The sequence below is a fragment of the Campylobacter sp. BCW_6889 genome, assembly GCF_001762535.1.
Lineage (GTDB): Bacteria > Campylobacterota > Campylobacteria > Campylobacterales > Campylobacteraceae > Campylobacter_D > Campylobacter_D jejuni.
In genome coordinates this window covers 1-23,938 of record NZ_MJWZ01000055.1, presented here as the reverse complement: position 1 = coordinate 23,938, position 23,938 = coordinate 1, and the positions used below count along the sequence as shown (strand labels likewise).

The 23,938-nt window shown below is 32.3% G+C and carries 19 protein-coding genes, 2 tRNA genes, 2 rRNA genes and 2 pseudogenes; 21 read left to right on the top strand and 4 right to left on the bottom strand.

The annotated features are described in order from the left end of the window. Nucleotides 1-17 precede the first annotated feature (17 nt). The 7 genes and pseudogenes from AJ939_RS04685 to AJ939_RS11305 all read left to right on the top strand — a co-directional run bounded on the left by AJ939_RS04685 (nt 18) and on the right by AJ939_RS11305 (nt 7,808). A complete protein-coding gene (locus AJ939_RS04685; protein ID WP_070233627.1) occupies nt 18-2,204 on the top strand; it encodes a dynamin family protein in 2,187 nt (728 codons plus the stop codon). Next, nucleotides 2,194-4,023, top strand: a complete 1,830-nt coding sequence (locus AJ939_RS04680) for a dynamin family protein (protein WP_070233626.1) — start codon at nt 2,194-2,196, stop codon at nt 4,021-4,023. The genes AJ939_RS04685 and AJ939_RS04680 overlap by 11 nt, the downstream gene beginning before the upstream one ends. Further along, nucleotides 4,023-4,727 carry a tetratricopeptide repeat protein gene (locus AJ939_RS04675; protein ID WP_044780457.1) on the top strand — a complete coding sequence of 235 codons (705 nt, stop codon included), beginning with the start codon at nt 4,023-4,025 and terminating at the stop codon, nt 4,725-4,727. Before AJ939_RS04680 ends, AJ939_RS04675 begins: the two co-directional genes overlap by 1 nt. Nucleotides 4,728-4,862: 135 nt before the next feature. After that, nucleotides 4,863-5,591: a gluconate 2-dehydrogenase subunit 3 family protein gene (locus tag AJ939_RS04670; protein ID WP_002857555.1), complete on the top strand. Its 729-nt coding sequence runs from the start codon at nt 4,863-4,865 to the stop codon at nt 5,589-5,591. A 1-nt stretch (nt 5,592) separates the two neighbouring features. Beyond that, entirely contained in the window at nt 5,593-7,314 is a 1,722-nt protein-coding gene (locus tag AJ939_RS04665; protein WP_070233624.1) for a GMC family oxidoreductase, read from the top strand. Between the two features lie 170 nt (nt 7,315-7,484). Then, a pseudogene (locus tag AJ939_RS11140) lies at nt 7,485-7,571 on the top strand (hypothetical protein); the annotation flags it as partial. Between the two features lie 31 nt (nt 7,572-7,602). After that, nucleotides 7,603-7,808, top strand: a pseudogene (locus AJ939_RS11305) (hypothetical protein). A 61-nt stretch (nt 7,809-7,869) separates the two neighbouring features. Here AJ939_RS11305 and AJ939_RS04650 read toward each other — a convergent pair. Then, complete coding sequence (locus tag AJ939_RS04650; RefSeq protein WP_070233623.1) at nt 7,870-8,574, bottom strand: putative metalloprotease CJM1_0395 family protein; 705 nt, start codon at nt 8,572-8,574, stop codon at nt 7,870-7,872. A 106-nt stretch (nt 8,575-8,680) separates the two neighbouring features. Between AJ939_RS04650 and AJ939_RS04645 the strand changes: the two genes are divergently transcribed. Next, nucleotides 8,681-9,043, top strand: coding sequence for an HIT family protein (locus tag AJ939_RS04645; RefSeq protein ID WP_070276425.1), 363 nt, complete (start codon nt 8,681-8,683; stop codon nt 9,041-9,043). 73 nt (nt 9,044-9,116) lie between these two features. Then, entirely contained in the window at nt 9,117-9,689 is a 573-nt protein-coding gene (locus AJ939_RS04640; RefSeq protein ID WP_070276427.1) for a YceI family protein, read from the top strand. Between the two features lie 4 nt (nt 9,690-9,693). Here the strand turns inward: AJ939_RS04640 and AJ939_RS04635 are convergent, their stop codons facing one another. Together AJ939_RS04635 and AJ939_RS04630 are read right to left on the bottom strand one after the other, a co-directional pair. Beyond that, on the bottom strand, nt 9,694-10,650 hold the full coding sequence (locus AJ939_RS04635) for a hypothetical protein (protein ID WP_070276429.1): 957 nt from the start codon (nt 10,648-10,650) through the stop codon (nt 9,694-9,696). A gap of 60 nt (nt 10,651-10,710) precedes the next feature. Next, on the bottom strand, nt 10,711-10,920 hold the full coding sequence (locus tag AJ939_RS04630) for a transcriptional regulator (RefSeq protein WP_002778401.1): 210 nt from the start codon (nt 10,918-10,920) through the stop codon (nt 10,711-10,713). 168 nt (nt 10,921-11,088) lie between these two features. On the opposite strand from AJ939_RS04630, the gene AJ939_RS04625 reads away from it, so the two are divergent. The 6 genes from AJ939_RS04625 to AJ939_RS04600 all read left to right on the top strand — a co-directional run bounded on the left by AJ939_RS04625 (nt 11,089) and on the right by AJ939_RS04600 (nt 14,876). Continuing rightward, nucleotides 11,089-11,316, top strand: a complete 228-nt coding sequence (locus tag AJ939_RS04625) for a superinfection immunity protein (RefSeq protein ID WP_002855619.1) — start codon at nt 11,089-11,091, stop codon at nt 11,314-11,316. Nucleotides 11,317-11,324: 8 nt separating this feature from the next. Beyond that, on the top strand, nt 11,325-11,957 hold the full coding sequence (locus AJ939_RS04620; protein ID WP_002818736.1) for a toxin-antitoxin system YwqK family antitoxin: 633 nt from the start codon (nt 11,325-11,327) through the stop codon (nt 11,955-11,957). A gap of 12 nt (nt 11,958-11,969) precedes the next feature. Continuing rightward, nucleotides 11,970-12,386 carry a hypothetical protein gene (locus AJ939_RS04615; RefSeq protein WP_070233621.1) on the top strand — a complete coding sequence of 139 codons (417 nt, stop codon included), beginning with the start codon at nt 11,970-11,972 and terminating at the stop codon, nt 12,384-12,386. Between the two features lie 129 nt (nt 12,387-12,515). Further along, entirely contained in the window at nt 12,516-14,093 is a 1,578-nt protein-coding gene (locus AJ939_RS04610; RefSeq protein WP_070276431.1) for an ABC-F family ATP-binding cassette domain-containing protein, read from the top strand. Continuing rightward, on the top strand, nt 14,083-14,418 hold the full coding sequence (locus AJ939_RS04605; protein ID WP_002859498.1) for a hypothetical protein: 336 nt from the start codon (nt 14,083-14,085) through the stop codon (nt 14,416-14,418). The genes AJ939_RS04610 and AJ939_RS04605 overlap by 11 nt, the downstream gene beginning before the upstream one ends. Nucleotides 14,419-14,492: 74 nt before the next feature. Further along, complete coding sequence (locus tag AJ939_RS04600) at nt 14,493-14,876, top strand: hypothetical protein (protein WP_070233619.1); 384 nt, start codon at nt 14,493-14,495, stop codon at nt 14,874-14,876. 43 nt (nt 14,877-14,919) lie between these two features. On the opposite strand, the gene AJ939_RS04595 is transcribed toward AJ939_RS04600, so the two are convergent. Further along, nucleotides 14,920-15,504, bottom strand: a complete 585-nt coding sequence (locus AJ939_RS04595; protein WP_070233618.1) for an IMPACT family protein — start codon at nt 15,502-15,504, stop codon at nt 14,920-14,922. A 126-nt stretch (nt 15,505-15,630) separates the two neighbouring features. On the opposite strand from AJ939_RS04595, the gene AJ939_RS04590 reads away from it, so the two are divergent. The 6 genes from AJ939_RS04590 (at nt 15,631) to AJ939_RS04565 (ending at nt 23,784) form a co-directional block, all read left to right on the top strand. Next, nucleotides 15,631-16,857, top strand: a complete 1,227-nt coding sequence (locus AJ939_RS04590; protein WP_070233617.1) for a hypothetical protein — start codon at nt 15,631-15,633, stop codon at nt 16,855-16,857. Further along, entirely contained in the window at nt 16,850-17,587 is a 738-nt protein-coding gene (locus AJ939_RS04585) for a hypothetical protein (RefSeq protein WP_044778549.1), read from the top strand. Before AJ939_RS04590 ends, AJ939_RS04585 begins: the two co-directional genes overlap by 8 nt. Nucleotides 17,588-18,222: 635 nt before the next feature. Next, a 16S ribosomal RNA gene (locus AJ939_RS04580) occupies nt 18,223-19,735 on the top strand. A gap of 103 nt (nt 19,736-19,838) precedes the next feature. Then, a tRNA-Ala gene (locus tag AJ939_RS04575) sits at nt 19,839-19,914 on the top strand. An 8-nt stretch (nt 19,915-19,922) separates the two neighbouring features. Further along, nucleotides 19,923-19,999: transfer RNA gene (locus tag AJ939_RS04570), tRNA-Ile, on the top strand. A gap of 726 nt (nt 20,000-20,725) precedes the next feature. Continuing rightward, nucleotides 20,726-23,784: ribosomal RNA gene (locus tag AJ939_RS04565) — 23S ribosomal RNA — on the top strand. The 16S and 23S rRNA genes sit together here with 2 tRNA genes alongside, the layout of an rRNA operon. Nucleotides 23,785-23,938 lie beyond the last annotated feature (154 nt).

Here is a 23,938-nt window from a genome sequence, read left to right as displayed (position 1 = left end):
TTTTTAAGGGGAAGATTATGAAAGAATTATTCCAAAAAATTTGGCAAAATGAACTCCAATTTTTAAATTTTGATGCTAAATTTCAAAATAAAAGCAAACTTGATACGGCCGAGTGTGCGATTATTTTAAGTGTCAATAAAGACAATTATGAAAGATATTTTCTCTTAAAAGAATTTCAAGAGCTTTGCAAAAAAATTGATTTAAGAGTGGATATTTTTAGTATACAAAATGCTCAAATTTGTATTTTAAATCTTTTTAAATCAGGTTTTATTTCAAAGCAAGATTTGCTTAAGGCTCTAAAAATTTTAGAAAAAATTTCAAAAAATACTGAAATATTTGATTTTATTTCACAAGAAAAAGTTCAAAGTATAGATCAAAAAGCTTTATTTCAAAATGATTTTAAAGAATTAAACGCCATTAATTTGGAGCTTCAAAAGCTAAGTTTTGATGAAAATTTAAAATCAAGACTTCAAAAAACTTTGGAAAAAATTCAAAATTTAGAGTTTAATATAGCCATCACTGGCGTGATGAATGCAGGAAAATCAAGTCTTTTAAATGCTCTTTTAAAAGAAGATTTTTTAGGGGTTTCAAACATACCTGAAACAGCTAATTTAACAGTATTAAGCTATGGTAAGAGTGAAGAAGCAAGGATATATTTTTGGGATAAAAAAGAATGGCAAAATATACTTGAAAGTTCGCACTTTAATGCAGATTTAAAAGAATTTATTGACAAGCTGGATAAGAGTGTAAATATAGAGGATTTTATCAAAGATAAACCTTTAATACAAAATATCGCACTTTGTGAGCTTAAAAATTTCAGTTCAGCTAAAAATAAAATTTCAGCTTTAATTAAAAAAATAGAAATTAAAAGTCATTTAGATTTTTTAAAAAATAATATTTCTATAGTTGATACTCCAGGGCTTGATGATGTTGTAGTTCAAAGAGAAATTGTTACAAATGAGTATCTTAGAGAAAGTGATTTTTTAATTCATTTAATGAATGCTTCTCAAAGCTTGACTCAAAAGGATGCGGACTTTTTGGTGCATTGTCTTTTAAACTCAAGGCTGAGTAAGTTTTTAATTGTTTTAACTAAAGCGGATTTGTTAAGCAAAAAGGATTTAGAAGAAGTCATTGTTTATACCAAAGAAAGCTTAAAATCAAGACTTGTGGATTTAGATGAAAATTTGGTGGAAAAGATTGATTTTTTATGTGTGAGTGCTAAAATGGCAAGTGATTTTTATAAGGGTTTAGCGCCTAAGGAAAGTTTGCAAAAAAGTGGTATGCAAGAATTTGAAAACTATCTTTTTAACGAGCTTTATGCAGGAGAAAAAAGTAAGATTGCCTTAAGAGCTTACAAAAAAGAATTACATTTAGAGCTTAAAAATATTCTAAGCGAATATGAAATGCAAAATCGTCTTATTAAGGAGAATAAACAAGGTGTAAGTGAAGAAAATCAAAAGCTTTTACTTGAACTTCAAAAGCAAAATACCTTGTTAAAAGAAGCACAAGATGAAATTTCAAATTCCATTGCAAAACTTAAAAATATAGATAGTGGCATAGATAATCTTGTTTTACTTTTGGCTAAAAAATTAAAAGAACGCTTGATAGATGAGTTTAAATATCTGAAAAATAATGCACAAAAGCTTAATCTTTCTCGTATTTTAAATATAGTTGATATTACTACAAAAGATGGAATTAATGATATTTTAAGAGAAATTAAATTTGAAAATATTAAAAAAATCGAGGAGCTTAAAACAAATTTATCTTTAAAATATGATTTTTTAAAAGATGATTTTGATAATGGTTTTGAAGGTTTTAAAGATGGAATTTCAAAAAATATAGATAGTATTTTTCAAAGCGAAAAATTTGCACTTTTAAGATTGAAAATTGAAAAATTAAGCAATCTAAAATCAGATTTATATGAGCTTGAAACGAATTTAGATACGGTTATTTTTGATACTTTTAAAGAATTTAAAATGAGCGAAATTTTAAACTCTTTAAATATCAATGAAGCATTTTTTGAGTTTTTAAATGATAAATTAAAACATTATGAAAAAAATCAAAAATCAAAATTAGAAAGTCTTGAAAAAGTTTTACAGAGTCTGAAAAATCAAGATATTAATATTTTAAATTCTTTTGAAGAAAATTTAGAAAAAATTGAAAAATTAAAACAACTTGAAATGGGGCTTTTAAATGCAGATTAATCTTTTAAATGATTTTATAAAAGCCTATGAAAATACTTATAGTGTGAGTTTTGATGATAGCTTTAAAGGGCGTATTCAAGAGCTTTGCAAGGAACTTAACGAGCCTTTTATGCACGCAAGTTATGCTTTAGAAAATGAATTAAAAGAGCTTGTGTTTTCTTTGGATAAGAATGTTAATATCGCTATTATAGGGCAGTTTTCAAGTGGTAAATCAAGTTTGCTAAATTTGATCTTAGGGTGTGATTGTTTGCCTACGGGTGTTGTTCCTGTTACTTTTAAACCTACTTTTTTACGCTATGCAAAAGAATATTTTTTAAGAGTAGAATTTGAAGATGGAAGTGATATTATCACAAATATAGAAAAATTAGCCTTTTATACGGATCAAAGAAATGAAGTAAAACAAGCAAAAAGTTTGCATATTTTTGCACCCATTCCTTTACTTGAAAAAATCACTCTTGTAGATACTCCAGGTTTAAATGCAAATGAAAATGATACTTTAACAACTCTTGATGAGCTTAAAAATATTCATGGGGCGATTTGGTTAAGTTTGATTGATAATGCGGGTAAAAAAAGTGAAGAAGATGCCATAAAAGCAAATTTAGAACTTTTAGGAGAAAATAGCATTTGTGTATTAAATCAAAAAGATAAATTAAACACAGAAGAGCTAGATAATGTTTTAAATTATGCAAAAAGTGTGTTTTTAAAATATTTTAATGAGCTTATTGCTATTTCTTGCAAAGAAGCCAAAGATGAGCAAAGCTATGAAAAATCTAATTTTCAATCTTTGCTTGATTTTTTAACTCAGCTAGATACAACAGCTTTAAAAGAAAAATTTGTTAAAAGAAAAATTTTAAATTTATGCGAAATTTTAGAAGATGAAAACCAACTTTTTGTAGGTATTTTTGATCGTTTATTAAATCAATTTCAAAGTTATGAAAAGCATTTACTTTTAGCGTATGAAAATTTTTTAAAAGAGATTGAAATTTTAAACCATCAGATTTTAGAACAGCTTAAAAGCATTAGCGAAAGAATTTCTAGTGAAATTTTTGCAAGTGTTAAGGAAAAAGATGCTTATTTTTACAAAGAAAGCAAAGGATTTTTAAAGAAAGATTTATACACAAGATATGATTATAAAGCGCCTTATATTTCAAGCGACGATGCTTTTTTGGCGATGTTTTATAATAGTGATGTGATGAGTAAAGAGTTTAAAAAAATCAAAAATGAACTTTATAAATCTTTTGAAGAAATCAAGATGAAATTAAAAGATTTTATAAACATACTTGAAAGAGAAATTTTGCTTTTTAAAGCAGAATTTTCAAACATACAAAAAGATCACATTTTCCAAAGTGATAAAAATTTTAGTGAATTAAGAGCTTTTTGTAATGCAAGCGATGAGTACTTTTTGAAAGATTTTAAAGAGCTTTTATTTAAAAGTATTTTAGAGCTTGATTTATTTTTTGAAAAATTAAATCTTAAGGCTTTTACAAATTATGAAAATGCTACAAAACTAAGCCTTGCATTTTTTAGTCGTAAAATCAATGAAAGCCGTGTTCTTTATGAGCTTGATAGTTCTGAATTTGTACTTTTTTATCCTAAAAAAAGCGAAATTTATGAAAGAGTTTTAAATGAATTAAATGTTTATGAGTTTGAAGCTTTGCTTATTAATAAGCCTATTCTGATAAAAATTGCAAAAAATTTCTTAGAACAAAGTCAAAATTTAATCCAAGAAAAAAATAAATTTTTAGATCTTAAAAAAGCAGAACTTCAAAAAAGAAGAGCACAGATTTTAAATGTTAGAGAAAATATAAAGGAAGATTGATGAGAATATTTTTAGCTTTATTTTTATTTTTTAATTCATTATTTGCATTAAGTGAGCTAGAAGAGGGTTTAAAACTTTACGAGGCAAATAAATTTGATAAAGCTTATGAAATTTTTAAGAATCTTTGCGAAAAAGATATTTCTAAAGCTTGTTTTTCTTTAGCTTTTATGCATGAGAGTGCTAAGGGTGTGAGTAAGGATTTAAATCAAGCTTATAAATTTTATGATAAAGCTTGTAAATTGGGTTTAGCAAATGCGTGTTCTAATATGGCTTTGCTTTTGCAAAATCAAGGTTATAAAAATGAAGCTCTTTTGGCTTTTAATAAAGCTTGTGCTTTAGGAGAATCGTTAAGTTGTAATAATATAGCTTTATTTTATGAAAAAGAAAAAGATGGACAAATGGCTTCAAGTTTTTATAAAAGATCTTGTGATTTAAAAAATGCAAGAGCTTGTTATCAGTTAGGATCTTTATATGATAAAGGAGAGCTTGTTAAGGCAAGTGTAAAATCTGCCCTTGCTTTTTATTCTAAATCTTGCACTTTAGGTTTTAGTGAGGCTTGTTATTTGTTAGGACGCTATAATCAACTAGAAAAACAAGATCTAACAAAGGCAAAAAGATATTTTGGTATGGCTTGTGATCAAAAACATCAAGAAGCTTGTGCAGCTTATAAAGAACTTAATTCTAAAGATATAGAGCTTTATTAAAAGTTCTATTTTCATTACTTTCAAAGATATACTTAAATAAAATTAAGAATAACACAAAATTTATCGCTTTTTAAAGTTAAATTTATATTAATAGGACTAATATAGTCTTGTTTAAATTATTATCAAGGAGAAGTAATGCAAGACAATATTATTGATCGCAGAAGCTTTTTTAAACTAGGGCTTCTAGGTGGTTCTGTAGTAGCAGCTAGCACTATAGGTGGCGGTGCTGTTTTAAAGGCAGCAGAACTTACGCATTCGCATCAAGCTTCACAAGGAAAATCAAATAAAATTAGAGGTAGAATGTTTTTTCAAACTCAAACTGAATTTGATACCTTAAGTGCAGCCTGTGAAAGAATTTATCCTAAAGATGAGCAAGGAGAAGGAGCTATAGGTTTAGGCGTGCCTTATTTTATCGATAATCAGCTAGCTAGTGCTTATGGTTATAATGATAGAGAATATATGCAAGGGCCTTTCATGGAGGGCAAAGCCGAACAAGGTTATCAAACCCCTATGCAACGCAAAGATATTTTTTTAGAAGGCGTGCATGCTCTTGAAGAAAATGCTCAAAAGCGTTATAAAAAATCTTTTTCTTTGCTTAAAGGTGGAGATCAGGATAAAATTTTAAGCGATTTTGAAAAAGGAAAAATTCAAACTACAGGTTTTAAATCTTCTTATTTTTTCACACTTTTAAGAGATATGACAGTAGCTGGAGTTTTAGCTGATCCAATTTATGGCGGAAATGATAATAAAAATGGTTGGAGAATGATGCAATATCCAGGCGCACAAATGAGCTATGTGGATAAAATTGCAAGTGATGAATTTTTTAACATTGAACCTATGGGTTTAGCAGATATGGAGAGTTAAAATGGCTGAAGTATTAAAAAAAGTAGATGTGGTAACAGTTGGAGCAGGATGGACTGGAGGTATAGTGGCTGCAGAGCTTACTAAAGCAGGTTTGAATGTACTTAGTTTAGAACGCGGACATATGCAAAGTACTGAAAATTTTAATTTTATCCATGATGAGTGGAGATATGGGATTAATTATGGTTTGATGCAAGATTGCTCAAAAGACACTGTGACTTTTCGCCATGATCCTAGTGGTTTAGCCTTACCTTATCGTAAAATGGGTTCGTTTTTATTGGGTAATAATGTTGGCGGTGCAGGGGTGCATTGGAATGGTTGGACTTTTAGGTTTATGCCTTATGACTTTGAAATTCAAACCCTAAGCAAACAAAGATATGGTAATAAATTAGGTAATGATTATACCTTGCAAGATTGGGGCGTGACTTATAAGGATATGGAGCCTTATTATGATAGATTTGAAAAAACCTGTGGGGTATCAGGTGAGCCAAATCCTTTAGCGGAAAAAATGGGAGCTTTTAGATCCAGTCCTTATCCACAAGAACCTCTTGAAAATACTAAAATGCTTAAACGATTTGAAAGTGCAGCAAAAAGTTCAAATTTACACACTTATCGTTTGCCAGCTTCAAATTCTAAAGGTAGCTATACAAACCCTGATGGTCAAGATTTAGCTCCTTGTCAATACTGTGCGTATTGTGAGCGTTTTGGTTGTGAGTATGGCGCAAAAGCAAGTCCTTTAAACACAGTAATTCCAAAGGCTATGAGCACAGGTAAATACACCATACGCACTTATAGTAATGTAACGCAAATTCTTAAAAAAGACGGAAAAGTAACGGGGGTAAAATTTGTCGATACTAGAACGATGAAAGAGTATATTCAGCCTGCTGATATAGTTGTACTTACAAGTTATATGTTTAACAATGCTAAGCTTTTAATGGTAAGCAACATAGGTGAGCAATACGATCCAAAAACAGGTAAAGGAACTTTAGGTAGAAATTATTGTTACCAAATGAATATGGGCACAACAGCTTTCTTTGATGAGCAATTTAACACCTTTATGGGTTCAGGTGCTTTAGGAACTACGAGTGATGATTTTAACGGAGATAATTTTGATCATTCTAAGGAAAAATTCCTTCATGGAGCTATGATTTATAGCGTTCAGCTTGGAACTCGCCCTATACAATCAGCCCCACTTCCAGCAGGAGCTCCAACTTGGGGTGCCGAATTTAAAAAAGCATTAAACTATAATTTCACAAGAGCTATTACAGTAGGAGGGCAAGGTGCTTCTTTGCCTCATAAGAATAATTATTTAAGTCTTGATCCAACTTATAAAGATGCATTTGGTATGCCACTTTTACGCTTAACTTATAATTTCACCGATCAAGATAGAGCTTTGCATAAATTTATTACAGATAAAACAGCTGAGGTAGCAAAAAGAATGCAAGGAGTAAAATCAATCAAAAAAGGTGTTTATCTTAAGGATTATAGCGTTGTGCCTTATCAATCTACTCATAACACAGGTGGAACAACCATGGGCGCAGATAGAGAAACTAGTGTGGTTAATACTTATTTACAACACTGGGATGCGGATAATCTTTTTGTTGTAGGAGCAGGAAATTTCCAACACAATAGTGGATATAATCCAACTGATACTGTAGGAGCTTTGGCTTATCGCTGTGCTGAAGGTATTTTAAAATATCATAAAAGTGGAAAAAGCTTAGCTTGATAATAACTTGAGAGTTTTTGAAAACTCTCAAGATTATAAATTTTTAATTTTCTTCCGATATAGTATATAATATCAAGGAAGGCAAAAATGATTAATGGTATAAATTCTTATTCAAACTATAATTATACAAAAAGGCAAATGGAGTCTGCTCTTGGAGGGTGGTATGCAAGATGATTACTTTAAGTTCTTTTAATAGATATTTTGGAAATAATCCCCTGCAGACACTTACTAAAATTAGAGATGAAAGTATTGAAAATGCAAAAATTTAAATTATAAAAAGGATAAAAAATGTTAAATATTTTACATGCAAATTCAAGTCATCGTTTCCATAAATGTATGCCCAAGGAAGTTCATCAAATATATGATACTTTAAAGCTTATGGAACAGCAAGAAGATACAAAAAAGTAGAAGCCAAAAAAGAAGAGCAAAGTAATACTACAAATGTGGATAAAGCAGATAATAAAAAAGATAAATTTTTAGACATGTCCGTTTAGTTTTAAAAAAGCTTTATTTATAAGGAAGATTGGCATAAATTTTTTATTTAAATTAAGAATTTTAAGATGCGATATTGAATTTAATGTCGTTATTTTGCGAGTTTTGTTGATAAGTTTTGGCTATGAAATTTTTAAAATCTTTATCAAAATTTGAATTTTTATCGTTGTTTTTTGAATCTTTATTTGTTTTTTCTAAGCTATTTTCTGAATTTTTGTCATCTTTTTCTTTATTTTCTTCTTCTTTTTCTTTGGCTTCTTGGGCTTTAAGCTTCATTGCTTCAGCTCTTGCTTCAAATTCCATTTTTGCAGCATTTGCTGCAACTTTATAGTCTTGTGGGCTAGGATCAGCAGGAGCCATAGCTGCTGCTGCGATTTGTCTTGCATTGGCTATAGTTTCTTCTGGTGTGTTTCCTTTTTGCATGCTGATAGGAACTTCGCCCGCTGTAGCATACATTTGATTATCAGGGCCTCTTGTGTAAGTAAAACTTGCAGCACCTGCTAAGCCGCCGCCCGCTGCTTGATGTGCAGCTTCATGAGCTTTTACATTTCTATCGATACTTTGGAGTTCGCGAACTTGAGCTACTTCTTTTTGGCTTAGCTCTACGCCATTAACCATTTGGGTTTGTTCGCCATTTTTTTCTTTATCATCTTTATTTTCACTAAGATTTTTTTCATCTTTTTGAGTGGAATCAGATTGATTTGTTTTATCAAAAGAAGGTTTGCTAGAGTAGTAATCATAAGAGTTATAACTTGAACTAATTTGCATTTATCCTCCTTTTTGTTTTTTAAATTTTAGGAATTTTAACGCATTTTGACTTAAAAATTTGATAAATTTTGTAAAATAATCATAAATACAATTTCAAAGGAATGTAATGATTTATGAAAATGATTTGATTTACATAGAGAAAGAGGAGGCTCAAGTGCCTTGGCTTAAAATTTTTACTAAAGAAATTTATAAAGAATTTAGCGATTGTCCTTTAGAGTTGCAAAAGGAACTTTTTGAAAAAATTTTACTTTGTGAAAAGGCTATGATAGAATTTTACAAACCTGAAAAAATCAATATCGCCTCTTTTGCAAATTATGTGCCAAGGGTGCATTTTCATGTTATGGCAAGATTTAAAGAAGATGCGTTTTTTCCAGAGTGTATGTGGGGAGAACAGCAAAGAGAAGCAATAAAGCTTGATTTGCCTAAATTTGAAGAATTTGTAAAATTTTTAAATAGTAAAATTTTTTAATTTTTATTAATGATTTGTTATGTTTTATCTAATAAAATTTTTATATTGAAAATTACTATAAAAAAGGAAAAAAATGAAAAAAGTTTTATTAAGTTCATTGGTTGCGGTGTCTTTGTTAAGCACAGGTTTGTTTGCTAAAGAATATACTTTAGATAAAGCACATACAGATGTAGGTTTTAAAATCAAACATTTACAAATTAGCAATGTAAAAGGAAATTTCAAAGATTATTCTGCGATGATTGATTTTGATCCTGCGAGTGCTGAATTTAAAAAGCTTGATGCAACTGTAAAAATCGCATCTGTAAATACAGAAAATCAAACAAGAGATAATCACTTACAACAAGATGATTTTTTCAAAGCAAAAAAATATCCTGATATGACTTTTACAATGAAAAAATATGAAAAAATCGATAATGAAAAAGGCAAAATGACAGGAACTTTAACTATAGCTGGAGTTTCTAAAGATATCGTTTTAGATACTGAAATCGGCGGTGTAGCTAAAGGCAAAGATGGAAAAGAAAAAATAGGCTTTTCTTTAAATGGAAAAATCAAACGCTCTGATTTTAAATTTGCAGCAAGTACTTCAACTATTACTTTAAGTGATGATATTAATTTAAATATCGAAGTTGAAGCAAACGAAAAATAATTTTTTAGTCTAAGAGTCTTGCTCTTAGACTTTGTAAATTTTTATCCAAATTTTCTTCACTTTCTTGCCAAATCAATTTAAAATCTGGTTTAAAATTTTCATTTTCTAAATTAAATTCCGTATTTTTTAAGGTGGATTCTAAAAAAGCAAGATGATTTAAAGCTTGATTTTTATCATTAAAAATTAAAATAAAATCATTGTCTACGATGAAAATTTTTGCTCTAAAGCGTTTTAAAATTTTTGCAATTTGTTTTAAGATGAGTTTGGCATAGCTTTCTTTAGTGTCTTTTAGTTCATTAAAATGAAGCAAGGCAATGATATAGTTGTTTTTTCCCTTTGTAAAGCGTGTAAGGCTTTTTTCATTAGGTAGTTTTGTTAAGGTGTCAAAAAAAGCCAATCTATAAGCGTGATTTAAAAGATAAAAACAAAAAACTAAACTTGCAAATTCAAAATACCTTATTCCTGCTCCTTCTTGGAATAAAAACTGAAAATATGCAGCAAAAAATGCGATAATAAGATAATATTCTTTAGTTTTAAAGGTTTTGATAAAAATGAGTATTAAGCCGACTAAAAAAAATAAAAATCCTAATTCACTCACAGGCTTAAAAAAATCTAATGCAATAAAATGGAATTCTAAACCAGCGCTATTAAAAGTAGTATTTCTAGGTAAAATGATGCTTAAAACGCCTATAAAAATAAGGGTTGTAATTGAAGCGATATTTTTTTTACTTAAAATTAAAGCATGGTGTTTTCCAAGGCAAAATAGAGTAAAAATCATAGGTAAAAACAAGGCCACAAATAAATTAGCTTGAAAAAAACTTGTATAAAAATAAGGCAACTTAGCTCCTAATAGCACTAAAGTTAAAAAGAAAATTCTTGAATTTTTAAAGTAAAAGGATAATACAAGTGCTGAAATTTCAAAAATAAAACTCAATGATATTAAAAAATCTAATAAAAACATTTCAAATCCTTGATTTTAATAAAAGTGATAATTGTATAGAAAAAAGCTTAAAAGTGGACTTTATTTAAATTTAGCAATTTCATCTTGTATAGTTTGTTCTATATGAAGCAATTCTTCATGAGTTTTTTTACTATTTTCTAAAAGTTCATCAAATTTAAAGCCAAGCATAACAATACGATATAAATTGGGTTTATATTTTCTCCAATTATATAAAGTGCTAACATCAATGTCTAGTTCATATGCCATATCACGCTTGCTCTTTTTTGTCATTTTTTACCTTAAAAATTTAGCCTTTGAAAAATTTTACATTAAAATTTCTTTATTAAAAACACTTGAAATATTCAATCTTTTATATAAAATATATTTAATATTTCAATATTAATTAAGTTATAGTATGGAATAATAGTTTTTATAAAATTTTTATTTAAGGAGAATTACATGGAAGGTGCAAGTGGCGGGTCTATTTTTGTAACAATATTATTGTTTGTATTATACATGTTGCCCGCTATTATTGGTTTGAGCAGAAAGCATTCTAATTGGCTGATAATTTCTTTGCTAAATTTGTTTTTTGGTTGGACTATTATTGTTTGGCTTGTTTGTTTAATATGGTCTTTTACGGGAAGTTTTAAGCAAACTATTATTATTAAAGAAAAAAATGAGAAATAGGAGAAAAAATGACAAAATTTTTAAGCATTTGTAGTTTAATTGCGATGTTGTTAAGTGGTTGTGGAAGTGATTTTCCTGGACAACCTAGCGATGTGGCTAGAGTTCAGCAAAACAAATATCCAAATGGAAATTTAAAAGAAGAAATTCCCTATAATAAAGATTCAAGAATACATGGGTTAAAAAGAGCTTTTTATGACAATGGTCAGCTAAGAGCTGAAGAAAATTATAAAAATGGAAAAAAAGATGGAATTAGCAGGGAATATTCTAGAAATGGGCAATTGCTTGAGGAGGTGCATTTTAAAGATAATCGCGGATATGGTGATTTTGCAAGCTATTATGAGAATGGAAATATGAGAGCAAAGGGAAAACTACTTGGCTATAATGAAGATGGTATGCCAGAATTTGAAGGTAATTACAAGGAATATTATGAAAATGGAACTTTAATGTGTGATTATAATTTTGATAATAAAGGTAAATTTGATGGAGTACAAAAGCGTTATGATGAAAATGGTGCCTTAGAAGACGAAGAAAATTATAAAAATGGACTTAAAAATGGAGTCTTTAGAGAATATAAAAAAGGAGAGATTGTAAGAGAAGAAGAATATAAAAATGGTATTTTAGTAGCAAAACCTAAAAATTAGAGGAGTTTAGATATGTTTAAAAAAGTAATTTTATTTTTCTTAATGGGGTTTGCCTTGCTTCAAGCCAACTCATTAGACAAATGTGATAATACGGCAGTTGTTTTAAATCTTAAAGAAAAAATTCCTAGTGAAATTTTTAAAAATCTTTATGAATTATCCGGACTTAAAGCCCAAGGGATTGATTATGAAGATTATGCAAAAGGCCTCAAAGAAATGGCCAAGCATGATGGAATGGTAAATTACACTGATATGATCGAAATTAATTCCATTTCAAATTTTGATCTTAATTTTGATTCTTGTATGGCTACGATTAATGCTGTCTTAAAAGGGGAACAGAGAAAAGGTCTTTGGAGTGTTGTTTATAAGGTTTCTAACATAAATCAAGTGAAAATTACAGATATAACTTATATCAATGGAGATTTCCAATAATATTTTTATTAAAGTAAGTCAATAGAATTAATTTCATGGCTTACTAATATTTTATACTCAATTAATTTCAAGTCTTTTTTTGATACAATTTCTTAAAAATTTTTATAAATAAAAAATTTAAGGAAAATCATGGTTGAAGTAAAAAATCTTACTATGCGTTTTGCAAATCAGCTTTTATTTGAAAATGTTAATTTAAAGCTTGTTAGAGGACAAAGATACGGACTTATTGGTGCTAATGGTGCGGGAAAATCGACTTTTTTAAAAATTCTTTCAGGAGAAATTGAGTCAAGTAGTGGTGAAATAGTATTTGATGAAGGTTTAAAAATCGCAGTTTTAGGACAGGATCAATTTGCTTTTGAAAACTACACCATCAAAGATGCAGTGATGTGTGCAAATAAGCGTTTATATGAGGCCTTAAAAGAAAAAGAAAAGCTTTATATGAGCGAGGAATTTACAGATGAGATCAATGAGCGTTTAGGTGAGCTTGAGATAATAACGGCTGAAGAAGATCCAAATTATGATTGTGAAACACGTTGTGAAAAAATTTTAAGTTCTTTAAAGATTAAAGATTTTGATGCTTTAATGAGCACCTTGCAAAGTGCGGATAAATTTAAAGTTTTGTTAGCTCAAGTTTTGTTTTTAGGTGCGGATGTGCTTTTCTTGGATGAGCCTACAAATAACCTTGATTTAGAGGCGATTTCTTGGCTTGAAAATGAACTTTTAAGACATGAAGGAACTTTAGTTGTCATCTCTCACGATAGGCATTTTTTAAATAAAATTTGCACAAGAATTTTGGATGTGGATTTTAAACAAATTCGTGATTTTTCGGGAAATTATGATGATTGGTATATGGCTTCAACGCTTTTGGCAAAACAAGCTGAGCTTAAACGCGATAAAACCTTAAAAGAAAGAGAAGAATTAGAAAATTTCATTCGCCGTTTTAGCGCAAATGCTTCTAAGGCAAAACAAGCCACAAGCCGTGCTAAGGCACTTGAAAAACTAGAGCTTGAAGAGATTAAAATTTCAAGCCGTAGAGATCCTAGCATAGTTTTTAGAACCAATCGTGAAATAGGTAATGAAGTTTTAGAATTTAAAGGTATAGGCAAGGCTTATGATAAACAATTGTTTTCAAATTTGGAGCTAAAAATAGAAAAAAATGATAAAATCGCTTTGATCGGGGCAAATGGTGTGGGCAAAAGTACTTTGGCAAAAATCATCGCCCATGCTATAAGTCCAGATAGTGGATCTATGCACCTTGGGGCAACTATAGAGCTTGGATATTTTCCTCAAGATACAAGTAATTTAATTTGTGAAAATTTGAAACTTTACGAATGGCTTATGAGTGAAAAATTTAAAGATCTAGATGAAATCCGCAAGTGTTTAGGTAGAATGCTTTTTAGTGGCAGTGATCAAGAAAAAATGGCAACAAGTTTAAGTGGGGGTGAAAAACACCGTTTAATGCTTTCTCGTTTAATGCTAGAGCGTCCAAATTTCTTGCTTTTAGATGAGCCTGATAACCATTTAGATCTTGAAAGTATTATTGCACTAGGTGAGGCTTTGTATAATTTCAAAGGTGTAGTGCTTTGTATCAGCCACGATAGGGAATTAGTTTCTGCTTTTGCTAATAGAATTTGGCATTTAGAAAATGGTAAGCTTACAGATTTTCGTGGAACTTATCAAGAATTTTTAGGAGAAAATGATGGCTAAATTTAGAATTCAATACAGCGCAGGTTTTGGGCATTATACACAAAATCACAAGGGTTTTGGGCCTACGATTTATATAGAAGAAGTGGTAGAGTTTGATAATGGCAAGGATTATTTTGATTATATAGATTTTTATAAAACTTATTCAAAGAGCGATGATACTTATTTTCATATCAGTTTTTTAGAAGATAGACCTCTAAGCGATAAAGAAATCACCATTCGCAATGAATACCGCAAAATGCGTGATGAAAACTGTAAAAAAGCCAAGGAGGAATTTATAGCCAACAATGAGCTTGATGTGGAGCATTTGCCTACTCATCATGATTGAAAAACATTAATTTTTGCATAAAAAGGAACACTTTTTGCTTGTATAGTTTTTGCATATTTTGAAAGGAGAAAACTATGCAGGTAAATTATAGAACGATCAGCTCGTATGAATACGATACTATTAGTGGTCAGTATAAACAGGTGGATAAGCAGGTTGAAGATTATTCTTCATCTGGAAATTCTGATTTTATGGATATATTAAATAAGGCGGATGAGAAGTCAAGCGGAGATGCTTTAAATTCTAGCAGTAGTTTTCAAAGCAATGCGCAAAACTCAAATTCAAATTTAAGTAATTATGCTCAAATGTCAAATGTTTACGCTTATCGTTTTAGACAAAATGAAGGCGAGTTGTCTATGAGAGCCCAAAGTGCTAGCGTTCACAATGATCTTGCGCAACAAGGTGCAAATGAACAAAGTAAGAATAATACTTTGTTAAATGATTTATTGAACGCAATTTAATCAAAAGCTCCATTTTGGAGCTTTTGTATTTACTTGCAAGAATTTATAATTTCTCTATTTCAAAAGGTGTAAAATTTTTACAAAAAATTTTAAATTCTTGCTCCTCTTTTTCATTTAATTTGATATGTAATATAGCTTTGCAATCCTTAAAATCTTTTGTGAAATTAAAAGAATAAGTTTTTAAAAAATGTTCAAAACGATTTAAATTTTTTAAATCAATAGCAATGGTTATATTTTGCTTCAATTCGAATGAAAGTAAAGAAGAATTATTGATCACGGCATTTGCCGCATCGCTATAGGCTCTTACAAGTCCCCCTGTACCAAGTTTTATGCCGCCAAAATATCTTACAGTGATTAAAGCCGCATTGATAAGATCATAGCCCCTTAGAACATTTAAAGTTGGCATTCCAGAAGTTCCTTTAGGTTCTCCATCATCGCTTTTATCTTCTACAATTTGATTAAAATCATTTAAAACACGATAAGCATAGACAAAATGAATAGCTTTTGGATGCTCTTTTTTTAGCGTTTCTATTAAAAATTTAAAATCTTTAAAAGGGCAAAGAAAAGATAAGAAAGTAGATTTTTTAATATCGATTTGCGTTTGAAAAATTTGATCAATAGTTTGCATTTTTGCCTTTTTTGTTTAACATTATACTTATAAAAACTAAAATCAATTTGATGTTAATTTTTAAGATATTTGATATTTATATGATTTGCATTGATATTTTAAGTTTAATTTTGTAAAATTTTCATTATGGAAAAAATCAAAAATTATAAACTTATCATCATTTTACTTAGTCTTGATTTGTTGGCTTTACTTTATGGAATTTCAACACTGAGTATTAGTACTGATGAAGCTGATATTTATTTTGGCGAGCAGGGTAAATCACTTATTTTTTCCCATAGTTTGCTTTATTATATATCTCATTTTGGAACTTTTATTTTTGGGCAAAATGATTTTGGCTTAAGGCTTCCTTTTTTATTTTTTCATTTTTTAAGTTGTTTACTTTTGTATTTGCTAGCTTTAAAATATACTAAAACTAAAATCGATGCTTTTTTTGCTTTATTGTTATTTGTTTTATTGCCGGGTACTGTTGCAAGTGCTTTACTGGTTAATGCCGCATCTTTGGTGATTTTTTTAACCCTTGCTATATTATGTGCTTACGAATATGAAAAAAAATGGCTTTTTTATATATTATTGATTATAGTATTATTTGTTGATAAATCTTTTAATATTTTATTTTTAACTTTTTTCTTTTTTGGGATTTATAAAAGAAATGTTATTTTATTTACCTTATCTCTTGTTTTGTTTGGAGCGAGTATCAGTTTTTATGGTTTTGATACAGGTGGTCGCCCAAGAGGTTATTTTTTAGATACTTTAGGAATTTTTGCTGCATGTTTTTCTCCTTTGGTTTTTGTGTATTTTTTTTATACTATTTATCGTTTGACTTTTCAAAAATATAAAAATTTATTATGGTTTTTAATGAGCGTAACATTTGTATTTTGTTTGTTGCTTTCTTTAAGACAAAAACTTTTTTTAGATGATTTTTTACCTTTTTGTGTTATTTGCACTCCTTTGCTTATAAAAACTTTAATGCAAAGTTATAGAGTGAGATTGCCAGTTTTTCGATTAAGGTATAAAATCTTTATAGAATGTTCTATAATTTTTTTGATATTTTGTTACTTTTTAATCGTCGCTAATCAATTATTGTATTATTTTATAAACAATCCAAATCGTCATTTTGCCAATAATTATCATTTTGCTAAAGAATTGGCGCTAGAATTAAAAAAACAAGATGTTTTAGAGCTTGCAACAGCTCCAAGTTTGCAAAAAAGATTGCGATTTTATGGAATAAAAAATAGCAATAAGTTTTATTTAAAAGCTTTAAAACAAGCCGATAAGCATGATATGGACAAAAAAATTGTTAAAGTAAAACTTGGAAAATATGAAAAAGTATATCAGATTTTAAACTATGATTAAAGCTTTCAGTTTGTTGGAATTTGTGTTTATAATTCTCATTTTAGGTATAGTTTTTAATTTAGGCAGTCTTTACTTAAAAAAAGACAATCTACTAGAAGGTGCAATACAAATTCTTAATGATATCCAATACACCCAAAATTTAGCCATGATGCAAGAAGGTATAAGAGTTGATGAGTTGGCTATCGCAAAAAGAGAGTGGTTTAAAAGTAAATGGCAGATTTATTTTATAAAATCAGCTGCCACGGGTTATGATCAAACATATACTATTTTCTTGGATAAAAATGGCGATGGAAATGCTAATTTAGGTAAAACTGAAATCAATATAGATAGAGAAATTGCTGTTGATGTAATCAATCATAACAAATTAATGAATTCAGGTCAAAGTGGAGTTATTAGTAAAGATGATGAAAAAACTACACAAAGATTTAATCTTACAAAAAGATTTGGAATAGAAAAGGTTGAATTCAAAGGATCTTGTTCAGGATTTACTAGATTAGTATTTGATGAAATGGGCAGAGTGTATTCTCCGTTAAAAAATGCCAATTATGCATATGAAAAAACTTTAGCAAAGAATAATTCAGATTGCATTATACGTTTGTTATCAAAAAAGCATGCTCTTTGTATCGTTATAGATACGCTTAGCGGTTATGCTTATATTCCAGATTTTAAAACACTTAAAAGTCAATTTGTTAATATAAAAAATAAAAATTACGAGTGCTCTAAAATATAGCCCCCATTTTTTAACCCATCAAATACTTATATAAATACTTACACAAATATTTATACTATTTAATCCTTTATTTAATCCCCTTTTAAGTTTAATTGGTTATACTTTCATTTCCTTTTTTTGAAAAAAGGACTTAAAATCTTTTAAATTATAAAGTTTCACTAACTGAGTAGATTTTATAAATTAACTTTATTTTAGATTTTTTAAGTTTTTAAATTATTTGAGTTTTTAACTTTCTTAATTTTTTAATTTAAAACTAAAAAGCTTTTTTATAAATCTTGTTTTTAATTTAAAAACTTTTCTTTTAAAAATGATTTTTTGTTTTGTTCTTTTAACTTAGTATTGTTATTCAAATCTTATTAGTCAATCTTTGAAATCTAAATAAGTGATCGATTGAGCCAGAAAGATTTAGGCATAAGCAATTATGTAAAATCTATTCAATCTAATTTAAAAAGATTAAAAGCTTTTCTTTTAATCTTTTATAACTTTTTCTTTGAAGAAAAAGATTAAACTATCTATAAAAGTAATAAGGTTTATCTCTTTAATGTAATCTAAGTAGTTTATCTATATTAGGTTGGCGGGGTAGGCCTTTAGCTTGCTTCTTAGTCAAGGCTTTGCCTTGATGCTAAAGAAGGTTTATTATGGAGAGTTTGATCCTGGCTCAGAGTGAACGCTGGCGGCGTGCCTAATACATGCAAGTCGAACGATGAAGCTTCTAGCTTGCTAGAAGTGGATTAGTGGCGCACGGGTGAGTAAGGTATAGTTAATCTGCCCTACACAAGAGGACAACAGTTGGAAACGACTGCTAATACTCTATACTCCTGCTTAACACAAGTTGAGTAGGGAAAGTTTTTCGGTGTAGGATGAGACTATATAGTATCAGCTAGTTGGTAAGGTAATGGCTTACCAAGGCTATGACGCTTAACTGGTCTGAGAGGATGATCAGTCACACTGGAACTGAGACACGGTCCAGACTCCTACGGGAGGCAGCAGTAGGGAATATTGCGCAATGGGGGAAACCCTGACGCAGCAACGCCGCGTGGAGGATGACACTTTTCGGAGCGTAAACTCCTTTTCTTAGGGAAGAATTCTGACGGTACCTAAGGAATAAGCACCGGCTAACTCCGTGCCAGCAGCCGCGGTAATACGGAGGGTGCAAGCGTTACTCGGAATCACTGGGCGTAAAGGGCGCGTAGGCGGATTATCAAGTCTCTTGTGAAATCTAATGGCTTAACCATTAAACTGCTTGGGAAACTGATAGTCTAGAGTGAGGGAGAGGCAGATGGAATTGGTGGTGTAGGGGTAAAATCCGTAGATATCACCAAGAATACCCATTGCGAAGGCGATCTGCTGGAACTCAACTGACGCTAAGGCGCGAAAGCGTGGGGAGCAAACAGGATTAGATACCCTGGTAGTCCACGCCCTAAACGATGTACACTAGTTGTTGGGATGCTAGTCATCTCAGTAATGCAGCTAACGCATTAAGTGTACCGCCTGGGGAGTACGGTCGCAAGATTAAAACTCAAAGGAATAGACGGGGACCCGCACAAGCGGTGGAGCATGTGGTTTAATTCGAAGATACGCGAAGAACCTTACCTGGGCTTGATATCCTAAGAACCTTATAGAGATATGAGGGTGCTAGCTTGCTAGAACTTAGAGACAGGTGCTGCACGGCTGTCGTCAGCTCGTGTCGTGAGATGTTGGGTTAAGTCCCGCAACGAGCGCAACCCACGTATTTAGTTGCTAACGGTTCGGCCGAGCACTCTAAATAGACTGCCTTCGTAAGGAGGAGGAAGGTGTGGACGACGTCAAGTCATCATGGCCCTTATGCCCAGGGCGACACACGTGCTACAATGGCATATACAATGAGACGCAATACCGCGAGGTGGAGCAAATCTATAAAATATGTCCCAGTTCGGATTGTTCTCTGCAACTCGAGAGCATGAAGCCGGAATCGCTAGTAATCGTAGATCAGCCATGCTACGGTGAATACGTTCCCGGGTCTTGTACTCACCGCCCGTCACACCATGGGAGTTGATTTCACTCGAAGCCGGAATACTAAACTAGTTACCGTCCACAGTGGAATCAGCGACTGGGGTGAAGTCGTAACAAGGTAACCGTAGGAGAACCTGCGGTTGGATCACCTCCTTTCTAGAGTACAAAGTAATAAGTCTCACCACTATTACTTCAAATATATAAACTCAATTGATTCTTGTTTAGATTTCAAAGATTGATGATAAAGCTAATTGTTTATGGGGAATTAGCTCAGCTGGGAGAGCGCCTGCTTTGCACGCAGGAGGTCAGCGGTTCGATCCCGCTATTCTCCACCATTTATTAAGGGCCTATAGCTCAGCTGGTTAGAGTGCACCCCTGATAAGGGTGAGGTCACAAGTTCAAGTCTTGTTAGGCCCACCATAAAAAAGATTTGAATAAAAAAGCTTTAAAATCTAAAGCAAGTATATAAAGTAGATTAAATATAAAATATAAACTCTATACTTAGATTTATTTTTTTATCTTTAACTATAAAAGAATATACTTTAATAGATATAAGTAGCATATACATTATGTATTTATATTTATAATGATTATATTAATATATATACTTCCTTTAGGTTTTAAACCTAAATGTTCTTTTTAATTATCATTGTTAAGAGTCACAAGCAAGTTTTAATAAAAACAATTTTACAGGACTTGTTAAAGGATAAAACCTATTTATCTTTTCTTTGGTTTAACTTATATCTTTTAATTATCTTTATCTTTAAAATAAAGAGAATATTAGATTTAAGATTTATAAATTAAAGACAAGTTTCAAACTCACAGCTTAGTTAAGACTAAATCATTTAGTTTCTATATTAAGGTTTGAATGCTTTCCGTCTTAAGATAAAGAAGTCTTATCATAAAAACTTTAACAAGGAAGTGATGCGTTTTAGAATCAATAAAAAAGGTAGAAGTTAGGTTATATCTAACTTTTATGCAAATTGTTTTTTTAGTGATTAAGAATTGAAGCTTTATCTACATTAATTTTTTAATGAATGTTTAGTTTATTTCGTTTTAAGCCTAATATCTTTTAGGTTGGCGGGGTAGGCCTTTAGCTTTGGTTCTTTAAGATGAGCTTTGCTCATCTGCTAAAAGAACATCAAAAGGTAAGCTACTAAGAGCGAATGGTGGATGCCTTGACTGGTAAAGGCGATGAAGGACGTACTAGACTGCGATAAGCTACGGGGAGCTGTCAAGAAGCTTTGATCCGTAGATTTCCGAATGGGGCAACCCAATGTATAGAGATATACATTACCTATATAGGAGCGAACGAGGGGAATTGAAACATCTTAGTACCCTCAGGAAAAGAAATCAATAGAGATTGCGTCAGTAGCGGCGAGCGAAAGCGCAAGAGGGCAAACCCAGTGCTTGCACTGGGGGTTGTAGGACTGCAATGTGCAAGAGCTGAGTTTAGCAGAACATTCTGGAAAGTATAGCCATAGAGGGTGATAGTCCCGTATGCGAAAAACAAAGCTTAGCTAGCAGTATCCTGAGTAGGGCGGGACACGAGGAATCCTGTCTGAATCCGGGTCGACCACGATCCAACCCTAAATACTAATACCAGATCGATAGTGCACAAGTACCGTGAGGGAAAGGTGAAAAGAACTGAGGTGATCAGAGTGAAATAGAACCTGAAACCATTTGCTTACAATCATTCAGAGCACTATGTAGCAATACAGTGTGATGGACTGCCTTTTGCATAATGAGCCTGCGAGTTGTGGTGTCTGGCAAGGTTAAGCAAACGCGAAGCCGTAGCGAAAGCGAGTCTGAATAGGGCGCTTAGTCAGATGCTGCAGACCCGAAACGAAGTGATCTATCCATGAGCAAGTTGAAGCTAGTGTAAGAACTAGTGGAGGACTGAACCCATAGGCGTTGAAAAGCCCCGGGATGACTTGTGGATAGGGGTGAAAGGCCAATCAAACTTCGTGATAGCTGGTTCTCTCCGAAATATATTTAGGTATAGCGTTGTGTCGTAATATAAGGGGGTAGAGCACTGAATGGGCTAGGGCATACACCAATGTACCAAACCCTATCAAACTCCGAATACCTTATATGTAATCACAGCAGTCAGGCGGCGAGTGATAAAATCCGTCGTCAAGAGGGAAACAACCCAGACTACCAGCTAAGGTCCCTAAATCTTACTTAAGTGGAAAACGATGTGAAGTTACTTAAACAACCAGGAGGTTGGCTTAGAAGCAGCCATCCTTTAAAGAAAGCGTAATAGCTCACTGGTCTAGTGATTTTGCGCGGAAAATATAACGGGGCTAAAGTAAGTACCGAAGCTGTAGACTTGCACACAACTTAGATTATTTAAGTTTAGAATATAAAAAACTAAGTTATATGTTTTAAGTTATATTTTTACTGATTTTTATAGAGTAAAGATAGAAACAAAACTTAGTAAAATCAGTAAAAATATTCTTGGTTTAAAGTTTAAGTAGTTTAAGTTGTGTGCAAGTGGTAGGAGAGCGTTCTATTTGCGTCGAAGGTATACCGGTAAGGAGTGCTGGAGCGAATAGAAGTGAGCATGCAGGCATGAGTAGCGATAATTAATGTGAGAATCATTAACGCCGTAAACCCAAGGTTTCCTACGCGATGCTCGTCATCGTAGGGTTAGTCGGGTCCTAAGTCGAGTCCGAAAGGGGTAGACGATGGCAAATTGGTTAATATTCCAATACCAACATTAGTGTGCGATGGAAGGACGCTTAGGGCTAAGGGGGCTAGCGGATGGAAGTGCTAGTCTAAGGTCGTAGGAGCTTATATAGGCAAATCCGTATAAGAACACTCCGAGAACTGAAAGGCTTTTTGAAGTCTTCGGATGGATAGAAGAACCCCTGATGCCGTCGAGCCAAGAAAAGTTTCTAAGTTTAGCTAATGTTGCCCGTACCGTAAACCGACACAGGTGGGTGGGATGAGTATTCTAAGGCGCGTGGAAGAACTCTCTTTAAGGAACTCTGCAAAATAGCACCGTATCTTCGGTATAAGGTGTGGTTAGCTTCGTACTAGGATTTACTCCGAAAGCGAAGAAACTTACAACAAAGAGTCCCTCCCGACTGTTTACCAAAAACACAGCACTCTGCTAACTCGTAAGAGGATGTATAGGGTGTGACGCCTGCCCGGTGCTCGAAGGTTAATTGATGGGGTTAGCATTAGCGAAGCTCTTGATCGAAGCCCGAGTAAACGGCGGCCGTAACTATAACGGTCCTAAGGTAGCGAAATTCCTTGTCGGTTAAATACCGACCTGCATGAATGGCGTAACGAGATGGGAGCTGTCTCAAAGAGGGATCCAGTGAAATTGTAGTGGAGGTGAAAATTCCTCCTACCCGCGGCAAGACGGAAAGACCCCGTGGACCTTTACTACAGCTTGACACTGCTACTTGGATAAGAATGTGCAGGATAGGTGGGAGGCTTTGAGTATATGACGCCAGTTGTATATGAGCCGTTGTTGAGATACCACTCTTTCTTATTTGGGTAGCTAACCAGCTTGAGTTATCCTCAAGTGGGACAATGTCTGGTGGGTAGTTTGACTGGGGCGGTCGCCTCCCAAATAATAACGGAGGCTTACAAAGGTTGGCTCAGAACGGTTGGAAATCGTTCGTAGAGTATAAAGGTATAAGCCAGCTTAACTGCAAGACATACAAGTCAAGCAGAGACGAAAGTCGGTCTTAGTGATCCGGTGGTTCTGTGTGGAAGGGCCATCGCTCAAAGGATAAAAGGTACCCCGGGGATAACAGGCTGATCTCCCCCAAGAGCTCACATCGACGGGGAGGTTTGGCACCTCGATGTCGGCTCATCGCATCCTGGGGCTGGAGCAGGTCCCAAGGGTATGGCTGTTCGCCATTTAAAGCGGTACGCGAGCTGGGTTCAGAACGTCGTGAGACAGTTCGGTCCCTATCTGCCGTGGGCGTAAGAAGATTGAAGAGATTTGACCCTAGTACGAGAGGACCGGGTTGAACAAACCACTGGTGTAGCTGTTGTTCTGCCAAGAGCATCGCAGCGTAGCTAAGTTTGGAAAGGATAAACGCTGAAAGCATCTAAGCGTGAAGCCAACTCTAAGATGAATCTTCTCTAAGCTCTCTAGAAGACTACTAGTTTGATAGGCTGGGTGTGTAATGGATGAAAGTCCTTTAGCTGACCAGTACTAATAGAGCGTTTGGCTTATCTTTAATAAAGCATCACTTCCTTGTTAAGGTTTTTAAGAAGACTTTGAATATAGATAATATTTAGAGTTTCATAGAAATCTTTCAAGTAGAGTTTGTATTAGAACTTGCTCTTAACATTGTTTTTTAAGTATTCTATATAAAAACTTATCAAAGATAA